The following is a 12,990-nucleotide window of genomic DNA, read 5'->3' as shown; positions in this document are numbered from 1 at the left end:
GACCGGCATCGTGTCGCTGCCGGAAGGCACCGAGATGGTCATGCCCGGCGACAACATCACCGTCGATGTCGAGCTGATCGTGCCGATCGCCATGGAAGAGAAGCTGCGCTTCGCTATCCGTGAAGGTGGCCGTACCGTCGGCGCCGGCATCGTCGCTTCGATCAAAGAATAATCCGAATTAACGATCTGTCGCGGGCGGGAATACGCCCGCGCCGCGCCAGAACAAGGAAGTGACCATGAACGGACAGAATATCCGCATCCGCCTCAAGGCGTTTGACCACCGGGTTCTCGACGCTTCGACGCGTGAGATCGTGTCGACCGCGAAGCGCACCGGCGCCAATGTTCGCGGCCCGATTCCGCTGCCGACTCGGATCGAGAAGTTCACGGTGAACCGCTCACCGCACGTCGATAAGAAGAGCCGCGAGCAGTTCGAGATGCGCACGCACAAGCGTCTGCTGGACATCGTCGATCCGACCCCGCAGACCGTCGATGCTCTGATGAAGCTCGACCTCGCAGCAGGCGTCGACGTCGAAATCAAGCTCTAAGAGCTAACATGAGCCGCGCGAGCAGATCCAAACGGCTCCTCTGAAGGAAAACGAACCGATGCGTTCAGGTGTAATTGCACAGAAGGTGGGAATGACCCGCGTCTATAATGACGCTGGCGAACATGTTCCCGTCACCGTTCTCCGCATGGAGAACTGCCAGGTCGTGGCACAGCTCACGAAAGAGAAGAATGGCTACACCGCCGTTCAGCTCGGCGTTGGCCTGGCCAAGGTGAAGAATACGACGAAGGCGATGCGCGGTCACTTCGCTGCCGCCTCCGTTGAGCCGAAGTCGAAGGTCGCCGAATTCCGCGTGTCCGCCGACAACATGMTCGATGTTGGCKCCGAGATCACYGTCGAGCATTWCGTCCCCGGCCAGAAGGTCGATGTGACGGGCACGACGATCGGCAAGGGTTTCCAGGGCGTCATCAAGCGTCACCACTTCGGTGGTGGCCGYGCKACCCACGGTAACTCGGTTTCGCACCGTACCCACGGTTCAACTGGCCAGCGCCAGGATCCGGGCAAGGTGTTCAAGGGCAAGAAGATGGCCGGACACATGGGCGACGTTCGCGTCACCACCCAGAATGTCGAAGTTGTCTCGACCGACACCGATCGCGGTCTCATCCTGATCCGCGGTGCGGTTCCGGGTTCGAAGGGCGCTTGGATCCTGGTCCGCGACGCAGCCAAGATTGCGCTTCCGGCTAACGCTCCGAAGCCTGCTGGTATCCGCGCCGCCACGAAGAACGAGGCTCCGGCCACAGAGGGAGCGGAATAATGGATCTCAAGATCACCACGCTTGCAGGCATCGACGCCGGCAAGGTCCAGCTCTCGGAAGAGATCTTCGGTCTCGACCCGCGCGAAGACGTTCTCCAGCGCGTCGTGCGCTGGCAGCTCGCCAAGAAGCAGCAGGGCACGCACAAGGCCAAGGGTCGCGCGGAAATCGCGCGCACCGGCGCCAAGATGTACAAGCAGAAGGGTACGGGCCGCGCTCGTCACCATTCGGCACGCGCTCCGCAGTTCCGCGGCGGCGGCAAGGCCCACGGCCCGGTCGTTCGTAGCCACGAGCACGATCTTCCCAAGAAGGTCCGCGCTCTCGGCTTGAAGCACGCTCTGTCGGCCAAGGCTAAGACATCGAAACTGATCATCGTCGACGAGCTGACCCTCGCCGAAGGCAAGACGAAGGCACTGCTCGCGAATTTCGCGACGCTGGGCCTGACCAACGCCCTGGTGATCGGCGGTGCCGAGCTTGACGTCAACTTCAAGCGCGCAGCGACCAACATCCCGAACATCGATGTCCTGCCAATCCAGGGCATCAATGTTTACGACATTCTGCGCCGCGGCACGCTGGTCCTTTCGAAGGCCGCCGTCGAGGCTCTCGAGGAGCGCTTCAAATGATGGATCTCCGCCACTATGACGTGATCGTCTCTCCGGCGATCACAGAAAAGTCGACCATGGCTTCTGAAAACAACCAGGTCGTCTTCAACGTCGCCAAGAAGGCGAGCAAGCCCGAGATCAAGGCTGCCGTCGAAGCGCTGTTTGGCGTGAAGGTGACTGCTGTGAACACCCTGGTCCGCAAGGGCAAGGTGAAGCGCTTCCGCGGCACGATCGGCCGCCAGAGCGACGTCAAGAAGGCGGTAGTGACGCTGGCCGAAGGCCAGTCGATCGACGTCGCGACGGGTCTCTGAGCAAGGCCGCGAGGACAGGACAATGGCACTTAAGAAATTCAAGCCAATAACGCCGAGCACCCGTCAGCTGGTCATCGTCGACCGCTCGGGCCTCCACAAAGGCAAGCCCGTCAAGGGGTTGACCGAAGGCCTGACGAAGTCGGGCGGCCGCAACAACTACGGTCGCATCACGGCTCGCTTCATCGGCGGCGGTCACAAGCGTTCGTACCGCATCATCGACTTCAAGCGTCGCAAGTTCGACGTGGTCGGCACGGTCGAGCGTCTCGAATACGATCCGAACCGCACCGCCTTTATCGCGCTGATCAAGTACGACGATGGCGAGCTGAGCTACATCATTGCTCCGCAGCGTCTTCAGGCCGGCGACAAGATCATCGCTGGTGAGCAGGTCGACGTGAAGCCGGGCAACGCAATGCCGCTCGCTTCGATGCCGGTCGGCACGATCGTGCACAACATCGAACTGAAGCCCGGCAAGGGCGGCCAGGTTGCCCGTTCGGCTGGTGCTTATGCCCAGCTCGTCGGCCGCGACCAGGGCATGGCGATCCTTCGCCTCAACTCGGGTGAACAGCGCGTCGTCAGCGGCCTGTGCATCGCCACCGTCGGTGCCGTGTCCAACCCGGACCATGGCAACATCAACGATGGCAAGGCAGGCCGCACGGTCTGGCGTGGCAAGCGTCCGCACAATCGCGGCGTGACCATGAACCCGGTCGACCATCCGCACGGCGGTGGTGAAGGCCGCACCTCGGGCGGACGCCATCCGGTGTCGCCTTGGGGCAAGCCCACCAAGGGCAAGAAGACGCGGTCCAACAAGGCGACCGACAAGTTCATCCTGCGCTCGCGCCATCAGCGCAAGAGCTAAGAAGAGGTAACGCCAGTGACTCGTTCAGTCTGGAAAGGCCCGTTCATTGACGGCTATCTGCTCAAGAAAGCAGAAAAGGTTCGTGAAGGCGGTCGCAATGAGGTGATCAAGATGTGGAGCCGCCGCTCCACTGTCCTGCCGCAGTTCGTCGGCCTCACCTTCGGTGTCTACAACGGCCAGAAGCACGTCCCGGTCTCGGTGAACGAGGACATGGTCGGCCACAAGTTCGGTGAGTTCGCTCCCACCAGGACCTATTACGGTCACGGCGCGGACAAGAAGGCAAAGAGGAAGTAACATGGGCAAGGCCAAAGCTCCGCGCAGGCTTGCTGACAACGAGGCACGTGCGGTTCTCCGTACGATCCGGGTCAGCCCGCAGAAGCTCAACCTCGTTGCCGCGCTTATCCGCGGCAAGAAGGTGGCGACCGCGCTTTCGGATCTGGAATTTTCGCGCAAGCGCATCGCCGGAACGGTTAAAAAGACCCTCGAATCGGCTATTGCCAACGCGGAAAACAATCACGACCTCGATGTCGATGCGTTGGTGGTGGCGGAAGCCTATGTCGGCAAGTCGATCGTCATGAAGCGTTTCCACGCTCGTGGCCGTGATCGCGCCAGCCGCATCGAGAAGCCGTTTTCGCACCTCACGATCGTTGTTCGTGAAGTCGAAGAGAAAGGGGAGGCCGCATAATGGGCCAGAAAATCAATCCTATTGGTCTCCGCCTCGGCATCAACCGCACCTGGGACTCGCGCTGGTATGCAAACACCGGCGAATACGGCCAGCTGCTTCACGAAGACATCAAGATCCGCAAGTATCTTGAGAACGAACTGAAGCAGGCCGCGATCTCCAAGGTCGTGATCGAGCGTCCGCACAAGAAGTGCCGCGTGACCATTCACGCAGCACGTCCGGGCCTGATCATCGGCAAGAAGGGCGCCGACATCGAAAAGCTTCGCAAGAAGCTGATGGAGATGACGAAGTCCGAGACGCACCTCAACATCGTCGAGGTTCGCAAGCCCGAGACGGACGCTACGCTGGTCGCTCAGTCGATCGCGCAGCAGCTCGAGCGCCGCATTGCCTTCCGTCGCGCCATGAAGCGCGCGGTGCAGTCGGCCATGCGCCTCGGCGCCGAGGGCATTCGTATCAACTGCTCGGGCCGTCTCGGCGGTGCCGAAATCGCTCGTATGGAGTGGTATCGCGAAGGTCGCGTTCCGCTGCACACCCTGCGCGCCGATGTCGATTACGGCACGGCTGAAGCCAAGACTGCCTACGGTATCTGCGGCGTCAAGGTCTGGGTGTTCAAGGGCGAGATCCTCGAGCACGATCCGATGGCTTCAGAGCGTCGCGCAACCGAAGGCGATCATTCGCATGCTAGCGACCGCCCAGGCGGCCGCCGTCGCGAAAACGCCTGACACGCATAGGAATTTGGAGTTAGAACGATGCTGCAGCCAAAGCGCACAAAGTTCCGTAAGCAGTTCAAGGGCCGCATCCACGGCACCGCGAAGGGTGGCACCAACCTGGATTTCGGCGGCTTCGGACTGAAGGCGCTTGAGCCAAACCGCGTCACCGCGCGTGAGATCGAGGCGGCCCGCCGCGCGATCACCCGCGAAATGAAACGTCAGGGCCGCGTCTGGATCCGTATTTTCCCAGATGTGCCGGTCACGTCGAAGCCGACCGAAGTCCGCATGGGTAAGGGCAAGGGTGCGGTCGACTACTGGGCATGCCGCATCAAGCCAGGCCGCGTGATGTTCGAGATCGATGGTGTCTCCGAGGAAGTGGCGCGTGAAGCGCTGCGGCTCGGCGCTGCCAAGCTCTCGGTCAGGACGCGCTTCGTTCAGCGCATCGCAGAATAAGGAAGGGCTGATCATGAAAGCCTCAGACGTCAGGACGAAGACCCAGGACCAGCTCACTGACGAGCTCGCCAGCCTCAAGAAGGAGCAGTTCAACCTGCGCTTCCAGAAGGCGACCGGTCAGCTGGAAAAGACGGCGCGCGTGAAACAAGTTCGTAAGGACATCGCGCGTATCAAGACCATCGCCGCCGAAAAATCGGCCGGCAAGAAGGCTTAAGGACGAAAACCATGCCAAAGCGCATCCTGCAGGGTACGGTCGTCAGCGACAAGAACGAGAAGACGGTCGTCGTCAAGGTCGAGCGTCGCTTCACGCACCCGGTGATGAAGAAGACCGTGCGTATGTCGAAGAACTACAAGGCGCACGACGAAAACAACGCCCACAAGGTGGGCGATCAGGTGTCTATCCAGGAATCGAAGCCGATTTCCAAGGATAAGCGCTGGGTCGTCATCTCCGCCGACCAGGCGTAACAACGAATTTTGGACAAGCCGGGGAGGGCGGTAGCCCATCCCGTTAGAGAAGAAGAAGGCGGCCAGTCATGATTCAGATGCAAACAAACCTCGACGTCGCGGACAATTCCGGCGCCCGTCGTGTCATGTGCATCAAGGTGCTGGGCGGCTCGAAGCGGAAGTATGCTTCTGTTGGCGACATCATCGTGGTGTCGATCAAGGAAGCCATTCCGCGCGGCCGCGTAAAGAAGGGTGATGTGATGAAGGCGGTCGTGGTTCGCACGGCCAAGGACATTCGTCGCCCGGACGGCAGCGTGATCCGTTTCGACAAGAACGCGGCCGTTCTTGTCGATAACAAGAAAGAACCTATCGGCACGCGTATCTTCGGGCCGGTTCCGCGCGAACTCCGCGCCAAGAACCACATGAAGATCATCTCGCTCGCGCCCGAAGTGCTGTAAGGAGCCGGAMCAATGCARAAGATCMGWAAAGGCGACAAGGTYGTCGTKCTGACCGGCAAGGACAAGGGCCGCACTGGCGAAGTGCTGTCTGTCCAGCCGAAGGAAGACAAGGCACTTGTCCGTGGCGTGAACATGATCCGCCGCCACCAGAAGCAGTCCCAGACCCAAGAGGGCGGGATTATTACCAAAGAAGCGCCGATCCACCTGTCGAACCTCGCGCTCACCGACCCCAAGGATGGCAAGCCGACCCGCGTCGGTTTCCAGGTCCAGAAGGACGGCACGAAGGTGCGCGTCGCCAAGCGCTCGGGAGAAGTCATCAATGGCTAATGCAACCATCGAGCCGCGTCTGAAGAAGGTTTACAAAGAGACCATCCGTCAGGCGATGCAGGAGCAGTTCAAGTACGACAACGTGATGCAGATCCCGCGCATCGACAAGATCGTGCTCAACATGGGTATCGGCGAAGCGACCGCGGATTCGAAGAAGCCCGCGGCCGCCGCTGAAGACCTGGCGATGATCGCTGGCCAGAGGCCGGTTGTGACCCGCGCCCGCAAGTCGATCGCCGGCTTCAAGGTGCGCGAGCACATGCCGATCGGCGCCAAGGTGACGCTCCGCCAGGAACGCATGTACGAGTTCCTTGACCGTCTGGTGAACATCGCACTGCCGCGCGTTCGCGACTTTCGCGGTCTGAACCCAAAAAGCTTTGACGGCCGTGGCAATTACGCTATGGGCATCAAGGAACACATCGTGTTCCCCGAGATCAATTACGATAAGGTTGATCAGATCTGGGGCATGGACATCATCGTTTGCACGACCGCCAGGACGGACGAAGAGGCTCGGGCTCTGCTCAAGGCCTTCAACTTCCCCTTCCGGCAGTAACGGCAGCGAGCAAAGGAAAAATCTGAAATGGCAAAAACCAGCTCAGTCGAAAAGAACAACCGGCGCCGCAAGCTTGTCGACCAATTCGCTGCAAAGCGTAAGGCCCTCAAGGATGTGATCATGGATCAGTCCAAGCCGATCGAGGAACGCTTCCGCGCGCAGCTCAAGCTCGCCGCGCTGCCGCGCAACTCGGCTAAGACCCGTATCCGTAACCGCTGCGAAATTACCGGCCGTCCGCGTGCCTACTATCGCAAGCTTAAGATGTCGCGTATCGCGCTTCGTGAACTGGGCTCGACGGGAGCAATCCCCGGCCTGGTCAAGTCGAGCTGGTAAGGAGCATTTGATATGTCTTTGAGTGATCCTCTCGGCGATATGCTGACCCGCATCCGCAACGCCTATGGCCGCAAGAAGTCGACTGTTTCGACGCCTGCGTCCAGGCTGCGCGCCCGTGTTCTCGACGTGCTGAAGTCGGAAGGCTATATCCGCGACTACAGCCAGACCGATTTCGAAAACGGCAAGTCCGAGATCGAAATCGAGCTGAAGTACTTCGACGGCCAGCCGGTGATTCGCGAAATCGCGCGTGTCTCCAAGCCAGGCCGCCGCGTCTACGTCTCGTCCAAGTCGATTCCGCCGGTCGCCAATGGCCTCGGCATCTCGATCCTTTCGACTCCGAAGGGCGTGATGGCCGACCACGAAGCGCGCGAACAGAACGTCGGCGGGGAAATCCTCTGCCAGATATTCTGATCTGCGTAGGCTGAAACAAGAAAGGCACGAGGACTATGTCTCGTATTGGCAAGAAACCCGTTCAGCTTCCGCAGGGCGTCACCGCCGCCGTCGACGGCCAGACCGTCACGGCGAAGGGCCCCAAGGGCGAGCTGAAGTTCGTGGTCAACAATGAAGTTCTGGTCTCGATGGAGAATGGCGAGATTGCCGTTCAGCCACGCGATCAGTCCAAGGATGCGCGCTCCAAGTGGGGCATGTCGCGGACGCAGATCGTCAACATCCTGACGGGTGTTAAGGACGGCTTCGAAAAGAAGCTCGAGATCACCGGCGTCGGTTATCGTGCAACGCTTCAGGGCAAGAACCTGCAGCTCGCACTTGGCTTCAGCCATGACGTCGTCTACCAGACGCCGGAAGGCATCACCATTACGGTGCCGAAGCCGACCGAAATCGTGGTCAACGGCATCAACAAGCAGCAGGTTGGCCAGGTCGCCGCCGAGATCCGCGAATATCGTGGTCCGGAGCCCTACAAGGGCAAGGGCGTCCGCTATGCAGGCGAGAAGATCGTCCGCAAAGAAGGCAAGAAGAAGTAATTATAACGCCGCGGTGCGCGGTCGCGGGAAGCATTTCAGCTTACCGCAGATGGCCGCGCCCGTTTCAGAAGGCAAGGAACCACTATTATGGCTTCGAAAGAAACCACTCTGCGCCGTTCGGCGCGCATCCGCCGCCAGATCAAGAAGGTCGCCAACGGCCGTCCGCGTCTGTCGGTCCATCGTACGTCGAAGAACATCTATGTTCAGGTCATCGACGACGCCAATGGCAAGACGCTCGCAGCCGCTTCGACCCTCGAGAAGGATCTCAAGGGCACGCTGAAGACCGGTGCTGACACTGCTGCCGCGACKGCGGTTGGCAAGCTGATCGCCGAGCGCGCGTCGAAGGCCGGCATCAAGGATGTCGTTTTCGATCGTGGCGCCTACATCTATCACGGCCGCATCAAGGCGCTTGCCGAAGCTGCCCGTGAAGGTGGCCTCAACTTCTGATGCAGATTACGGCGTAGCGCGTGGCGCTGCGCCGCATCACTGACCAGTTGCAATCGATCCGGCGACGTTATAGACGCCGGATTTAGTTTTTAACCCCCGTGCTTCCGGAAAAAAATAAGGATAGGAATATGGCACAAGAACGTAGGGAAGGTGGTCGCGACCGTAGCCGTGACCGCGAAGAGCGCGACAGCGAATTCGTCGATAAGCTCGTCCACATCAACCGTGTTGCCAAGGTCGTCAAGGGCGGCCGGCGTTTCGGTTTTGCAGCACTCGTCGTTGTCGGCGACCAGAAGGGCCGCGTTGGCTTTGGTCACGGCAAGGCGCGCGAAGTGCCGGAAGCGATCCGCAAGGCAACCGAATCGGCCAAGCGCGACATGATCTTCGTGCCGCTCCGCTCGGGCCGTACGCTGCACCACGATGTCGAAGGCCGTTGGGGCGCTGGTCGCGTTCTGCTGCGCTCTGCCAAGCAGGGTACCGGCATCATCGCCGGCGGTCCTATGCGCGCTGTCTTTGAGACGCTCGGCATGCACGACGTCGTCGCCAAGTCGATGGGTTCGTCGAACCCATACAACATGGTGCGCGCGACCTTCGATGCGCTGAAGAGCCAGATGCATCCCAAGGATGTGGCTGCACAGCGCGGCATCAAGTATTCGACGCTTCAGGCCCGCCGCGGCACCGCCGTTGCGGCTGAAGAATAGTCGCTCGAGCTGACCAGGGACAATGACCATGGCCAAGAAAGCAACCAAGACCGTCACCGTCGAGCAGATCGGTAGCCCGATCCGCCGGCCGAAAGAACAGCGTGCCACGCTGGTCGGCCTCGGCCTCAACAAGATGCATCGCAAGCGCACCTTGGAGGATACTCCTTCCGTGCGCGGCATGATCGCAGCTGTCCAGCATCTCGTCCGCGTTGTGGACGAGGCGTAGGCCGATCGCAGGAGATAGAAGATGAAACTCAACGATCTGCGTGACAACGCCGGCGCGACCCACTCCAAGAAGCGTCTTGGCCGTGGCATCGGCTCCGGATCCGGCAAGACCGGCGGTCGTGGCGTCAAGGGCCAGAAGGCTCGTTCAGGCGTCGCGATCAACGGCTTCGAGGGTGGCCAGATGCCGCTCTATCGTCGCCTGCCGAAGCGCGGCTTCACCAATATCTTTGCAAAGAGCTACGTCACCGTTTCGCTGGCCCGCATTCAGGTCGCGATCGATGCCAAGAAGCTCGACGTGAAAGAGACCGTGACGGCGGAAGTCCTCGTCAAGGCCGGCGTGATTCGCCGCGTCAAGGACGGCGTCCGCATCCTCGGCGACGGCGAACTCACGGCCAAGGTGGCCTTTGACGTTGCCGGCGCTTCCAAGCCGGCGATCGAAAAGATCGAAAAGGCTGGAGGATCGGTGAAGCTGCCGGAAGTGGCAGCCGCCGAGTAAAAGGCTTTGCAAAGTAAGCGGCGGTAGAGATACCGCCGCTTGCATGTTTGCCGTCCGAAGCCTATCTCGTGGCTTCGGTGACACGCGCCGCGCCCATCGCGGCTTTCGGCGTGACCAAGCGGAGTACCCTGAATGGCATCGGCTGCTGAACAACTAGCATCCAATCTGAATTTCGCAGCCTTCGCCAAGGCCGAAGATCTTAAGAAACGCATCTGGTTTACGCTCGGCGCGCTTTTGGTCTATCGCCTCGGTACCTATATTCCGCTTCCTGGAATCAATCCCGAAGCGTTCGCGCAGGCTTTCACCCAGCAGAGCCGCGGCGTTCTTGGCATTTTCAACATGTTCGCCGGCGGCGCTGTGCAGCGCATGGCGATCTTTGCCCTCGGCATCATGCCCTACATCTCTGCTTCCATCATCATGCAGCTCATGACGTCGGTCGTTCCGTCGCTTGAAGCGCTGAAGAAGGAAGGCGAGCAGGGCCGCAAGGTCATCAACCAGTACACCCGCTACGGCACCGTGCTTCTGGCGCTGGTCCAGGCCTATGGCATTTCAGCCGGCCTTGAGGGCGGGAACGGCATCGTTACCGATCCGGGCATGTTCTTCCGCGCCTCGACGGTCATCACGCTTGTCGGCGGCACCATGTTCCTGATGTGGCTCGGCGAGCAGATCACCGCACGCGGCATCGGCAACGGCATTTCGCTGATCATTTTCGCTGGCATCGTCGCAGGTCTTCCGAGCGCCATCAGCGGCACGCTGGAACTCGGCCGCACCGGTGCTCTGTCGACCGGCCTGATTCTCGCGATCATCGTGCTTGCGATCGTCGTCATCGCAGTGATCGTGTTCTTCGAGCGTGCGCAGCGTCGCCTTCTGATCCAGTATCCGAAGCGCCAGGTCGGCAACCGCATGTTCCAGGGCGACACTTCGCACCTGCCGCTCAAGCTCAACACCGCCGGCGTCATTCCTCCGATCTTCGCGTCGTCGCTGCTGCTGCTGCCGGCAACCGTCGCGGGCTTCTCGAACACCGCCACGCTGCCCGGCTGGGTGAGCACGATGATGTCGGCGCTCGGCCATGGCCAGCCGCTCTACATGCTGCTCTACGCGGCAATGATCGTCTTCTTTGCCTTCTTCTACACGGCGATCGTGTTCAACCCGAAGGACACCGCCGACCAGCTGAAGAAGCATTCGGGCTTCATTCCCGGCTATCGCCCAGGCGAGCGCACCGCGGAATATATCGACTACGTGCTGACCCGCGTYACCGTCATCGGCGCTGCCTATCTCGTCGTCATCTGCTTGATGCCCGAGTTCCTGATTTCGGCAACCGGCGTTCCGTTCTACCTTGGTGGTACTTCGCTTCTGATCGTGGTCAATGTAACGCTTGATACCGTGGCGCAGATTCAGGGTCACCTGATCGCCCATCAGTATGAAGGGCTGATCAAGAAGTCGAAGCTCCGTGGAGGTAAGAGGGGAAGATGAAGCTGATATTGCTTGGGCCGCCGGGAGCGGGCAAGGGGACACAAGCGCAACGACTGGTCGAAAAGCATGGCATCCCGCAATTGTCGACTGGCGACATGCTGCGGGCTGCGGTGAAAGCTGAAACTGAAGTTGGCAAGCGCGCCAAGTCGGTGATGGATGCTGGCGAGCTCGTCTCGGACGAGATCGTCAACGCGATCGTTGCAGAACGCATTGACCAGGAAGACTGTGCCCAGGGCTTCATTCTTGATGGTTATCCGCGCACGCTGGCACAGGCTGACGCTGTCGCTGACATGCTGGCCGAACGCGGCATGCAGCTCGACGTGGTCATCGAACTCGCTGTTGACGACAAAGCACTTATCGGTCGAATCCTGAAGCGTGCAGAGGAGGCGAGGGCCGCTGGCCAGCCGGTGCGCAAGGATGACAATGCCGAGGTGTTCGAAGAACGGCTGCGCGAGTACTACAAAAAAACCGCTCCGCTGATCGGCTACTACTACGCCAACGACCTGTTGAAGCAGGTCGACGGCATGGCCGATATGGACGAGGTGACCGCGCAGATCGAAGCGATCCTCGCGGATGCCACACACTAAAACAGCAGTCGTGCTTGACTGGCGGGCCGTACTGGAGTATGGCGGCCCGTCTTCCATTCAGGCATGATGGTGTTTGCCCACTAGGGCGCATAGTCGTATTGATACGGAAAACCCGCATGGGCCGGCCTCCACCGGACGCGGGGCAACTTACAGCGCCGGCTTTGTCCGGCCCAAATGGAGTGGTAAATATGGCTCGTATAGCCGGCGTAAATATTCCGACCAACAAGCGCGTTGTGATCTCGCTTCAGTACATTCACGGCATTGGCAAGAAGTTCGCTCAGGAGATCGTCGAGAAGGTCGGTATCCCGGCTGAACGTCGCGTCAACCAGCTGACCGATGCTGAAGTTCTGGCGATCCGCGAGACGATCGACCGCGACTATCACGTCGAAGGCGACCTGCGCCGCGAAGTTTCGATCAACATCAAGCGTCTGATGGACCTCGGCTGCTACCGCGGCCTGCGTCACCGTCGTTCGCTTCCGGTCCGCGGCCAGCGCACGCATACCAATGCGCGCACCCGTAAGGGTCCGGCCAAGGCGATTGCCGGCAAGAAGAAGTAATTTCGTATCACCGGCGGGTTTCGGCCCGCCGGTTTTCGCCTTTTGTGGGCGGGTGTTCGGCCTGACACCTTAATCGCAGGCTGGTGTAGCCGCTGGCATTACGGCGGTGAAGAGATCAACTGAAAGGACTACTATGGCTAAGGAAGCCGGCCGCGTTCGCCGTCGCGAACGCAAGAACATCTCGTCGGGCGTTGCCCACRTCAATTCGACCTTCAACAACACCATGATCACCATCTCCGATGCACAGGGCAACACGATTGCCTGGTCGTCGGCTGGTGCGCAGGGCTTCAAGGGTTCGCGCAAGTCGACCCCGTTCGCAGCCCAGATGGCTGCTGAAGACGTTGCCAAGAAGGCACAGGAACACGGCATGCGTATGCTCGAGGTCGAGGTTTGCGGTCCGGGTTCGGGTCGTGAGTCGGCACTGCGCGCGCTCCAGGCTGCTGGTTTCACGATCACGTCGATCCGCGACGTGACGCCGATTCCGCAC

The 12,990-nt window shown here is 60.4% G+C and carries 26 protein-coding genes; all 26 read left to right on the top strand.

What is annotated here, in order from left to right; all coding sequences use genetic code 11:
- On the top strand, nucleotides 1-172 hold a 172-nt coding region (locus AC1DUU_RS10310), incomplete at its 5' end, for an EF-Tu C-terminal domain-related protein (RefSeq protein WP_476783324.1).
- Nucleotides 173-236: 64 nt separating this feature from the next.
- Complete coding sequence (gene rpsJ, locus AC1DUU_RS10305) at nucleotides 237-545, top strand: 30S ribosomal protein S10 (RefSeq protein WP_006205468.1); 309 nt, start codon at nucleotides 237-239, stop codon at nucleotides 543-545.
- A gap of 58 nt (nucleotides 546-603) precedes the next feature.
- A complete protein-coding gene (rplC, locus tag AC1DUU_RS10300) occupies nucleotides 604-1,317 on the top strand; it encodes a 50S ribosomal protein L3 (RefSeq protein WP_476783323.1) in 714 nt (237 codons plus the stop codon).
- A complete protein-coding gene (gene rplD / locus AC1DUU_RS10295) occupies nucleotides 1,317-1,937 on the top strand; it encodes a 50S ribosomal protein L4 (RefSeq protein WP_476783322.1) in 621 nt (206 codons plus the stop codon). Before rplC ends, rplD begins: the two co-directional genes overlap by 1 nt.
- Nucleotides 1,934-2,227, top strand: a complete 294-nt coding sequence (locus tag AC1DUU_RS10290) for a 50S ribosomal protein L23 (protein WP_476783321.1) — start codon at nucleotides 1,934-1,936, stop codon at nucleotides 2,225-2,227. Before rplD ends, AC1DUU_RS10290 begins: the two co-directional genes overlap by 4 nt.
- Before the next feature lie 22 nt (nucleotides 2,228-2,249).
- Nucleotides 2,250-3,083 carry a 50S ribosomal protein L2 gene (rplB, locus tag AC1DUU_RS10285; protein ID WP_476783320.1) on the top strand — a complete coding sequence of 278 codons (834 nt, stop codon included), beginning with the start codon at nucleotides 2,250-2,252 and terminating at the stop codon, nucleotides 3,081-3,083.
- Nucleotides 3,084-3,098: 15 nt separating this feature from the next.
- A complete protein-coding gene (rpsS, locus tag AC1DUU_RS10280) occupies nucleotides 3,099-3,377 on the top strand; it encodes a 30S ribosomal protein S19 (protein ID WP_055976414.1) in 279 nt (92 codons plus the stop codon).
- 1 nt (nucleotide 3,378) lies between these two features.
- Nucleotides 3,379-3,768, top strand: a complete 390-nt coding sequence (gene rplV / locus AC1DUU_RS10275) for a 50S ribosomal protein L22 (RefSeq protein WP_476783319.1) — start codon at nucleotides 3,379-3,381, stop codon at nucleotides 3,766-3,768.
- Nucleotides 3,768-4,487, top strand: coding sequence for a 30S ribosomal protein S3 (rpsC, locus tag AC1DUU_RS10270; protein WP_476783318.1), 720 nt, complete (start codon nucleotides 3,768-3,770; stop codon nucleotides 4,485-4,487). Before rplV ends, rpsC begins: the two co-directional genes overlap by 1 nt.
- A gap of 27 nt (nucleotides 4,488-4,514) precedes the next feature.
- Nucleotides 4,515-4,928: a 50S ribosomal protein L16 gene (rplP, locus tag AC1DUU_RS10265; RefSeq protein WP_055976423.1), complete on the top strand. Its 414-nt coding sequence runs from the start codon at nucleotides 4,515-4,517 to the stop codon at nucleotides 4,926-4,928.
- 13 nt (nucleotides 4,929-4,941) lie between these two features.
- Nucleotides 4,942-5,142, top strand: coding sequence for a 50S ribosomal protein L29 (rpmC, locus tag AC1DUU_RS10260; protein ID WP_395446937.1), 201 nt, complete (start codon nucleotides 4,942-4,944; stop codon nucleotides 5,140-5,142).
- A gap of 11 nt (nucleotides 5,143-5,153) precedes the next feature.
- Nucleotides 5,154-5,393, top strand: a complete 240-nt coding sequence (rpsQ, locus tag AC1DUU_RS10255; RefSeq protein WP_476783317.1) for a 30S ribosomal protein S17 — start codon at nucleotides 5,154-5,156, stop codon at nucleotides 5,391-5,393.
- Nucleotides 5,394-5,461: 68 nt separating this feature from the next.
- Entirely contained in the window at nucleotides 5,462-5,830 is a 369-nt protein-coding gene (rplN, locus tag AC1DUU_RS10250; RefSeq protein WP_006205457.1) for a 50S ribosomal protein L14, read from the top strand.
- A gap of 12 nt (nucleotides 5,831-5,842) precedes the next feature.
- On the top strand, nucleotides 5,843-6,157 hold the full coding sequence (gene rplX, locus AC1DUU_RS10245; RefSeq protein ID WP_476783316.1) for a 50S ribosomal protein L24: 315 nt from the start codon (nucleotides 5,843-5,845) through the stop codon (nucleotides 6,155-6,157).
- Nucleotides 6,150-6,707, top strand: coding sequence for a 50S ribosomal protein L5 (gene rplE / locus AC1DUU_RS10240; RefSeq protein ID WP_476783315.1), 558 nt, complete (start codon nucleotides 6,150-6,152; stop codon nucleotides 6,705-6,707). The genes rplX and rplE overlap by 8 nt, the downstream gene beginning before the upstream one ends.
- Before the next feature lie 27 nt (nucleotides 6,708-6,734).
- Nucleotides 6,735-7,040 carry a 30S ribosomal protein S14 gene (rpsN, locus tag AC1DUU_RS10235; protein WP_476783314.1) on the top strand — a complete coding sequence of 102 codons (306 nt, stop codon included), beginning with the start codon at nucleotides 6,735-6,737 and terminating at the stop codon, nucleotides 7,038-7,040.
- A gap of 12 nt (nucleotides 7,041-7,052) precedes the next feature.
- The gene (gene rpsH, locus AC1DUU_RS10230; protein ID WP_055976439.1) at nucleotides 7,053-7,451 is read left to right on the top strand and encodes a 30S ribosomal protein S8; all 399 of its coding nucleotides are present in this window, start codon (nucleotides 7,053-7,055) and stop codon (nucleotides 7,449-7,451) included.
- 35 nt (nucleotides 7,452-7,486) lie between these two features.
- A complete protein-coding gene (gene rplF / locus AC1DUU_RS10225; protein WP_476783313.1) occupies nucleotides 7,487-8,020 on the top strand; it encodes a 50S ribosomal protein L6 in 534 nt (177 codons plus the stop codon).
- 87 nt (nucleotides 8,021-8,107) lie between these two features.
- A complete protein-coding gene (gene rplR, locus AC1DUU_RS10220) occupies nucleotides 8,108-8,467 on the top strand; it encodes a 50S ribosomal protein L18 (protein WP_476783312.1) in 360 nt (119 codons plus the stop codon).
- A gap of 128 nt (nucleotides 8,468-8,595) precedes the next feature.
- A complete protein-coding gene (gene rpsE, locus AC1DUU_RS10215) occupies nucleotides 8,596-9,165 on the top strand; it encodes a 30S ribosomal protein S5 (RefSeq protein WP_067961902.1) in 570 nt (189 codons plus the stop codon).
- 28 nt (nucleotides 9,166-9,193) lie between these two features.
- Nucleotides 9,194-9,391, top strand: a complete 198-nt coding sequence (gene rpmD / locus AC1DUU_RS10210) for a 50S ribosomal protein L30 (RefSeq protein ID WP_476783311.1) — start codon at nucleotides 9,194-9,196, stop codon at nucleotides 9,389-9,391.
- 21 nt (nucleotides 9,392-9,412) lie between these two features.
- On the top strand, nucleotides 9,413-9,886 hold the full coding sequence (gene rplO, locus AC1DUU_RS10205; RefSeq protein WP_476783310.1) for a 50S ribosomal protein L15: 474 nt from the start codon (nucleotides 9,413-9,415) through the stop codon (nucleotides 9,884-9,886).
- Between the two features lie 132 nt (nucleotides 9,887-10,018).
- Nucleotides 10,019-11,359: a preprotein translocase subunit SecY gene (gene secY / locus AC1DUU_RS10200; RefSeq protein ID WP_476783309.1), complete on the top strand. Its 1,341-nt coding sequence runs from the start codon at nucleotides 10,019-10,021 to the stop codon at nucleotides 11,357-11,359.
- The gene (locus tag AC1DUU_RS10195) at nucleotides 11,356-11,946 is read left to right on the top strand and encodes an adenylate kinase (protein WP_476783308.1); all 591 of its coding nucleotides are present in this window, start codon (nucleotides 11,356-11,358) and stop codon (nucleotides 11,944-11,946) included. The genes secY and AC1DUU_RS10195 overlap by 4 nt, the downstream gene beginning before the upstream one ends.
- Before the next feature lie 188 nt (nucleotides 11,947-12,134).
- A complete protein-coding gene (gene rpsM, locus AC1DUU_RS10190) occupies nucleotides 12,135-12,503 on the top strand; it encodes a 30S ribosomal protein S13 (protein WP_476783307.1) in 369 nt (122 codons plus the stop codon).
- A 133-nt stretch (nucleotides 12,504-12,636) separates the two neighbouring features.
- Nucleotides 12,637-12,990: 30S ribosomal protein S11 (rpsK, locus tag AC1DUU_RS10185; RefSeq protein ID WP_476783306.1), on the top strand; the 354-nt coding region annotated here is incomplete at its 3' end.

It is taken from the genome of Aminobacter sp. P4_H6_2 (genome assembly GCF_056400805.1).
The sequence above is the reverse complement of the archived record's forward strand: the minus strand, read 5'-3'. Positions and strand labels throughout refer to the sequence as shown.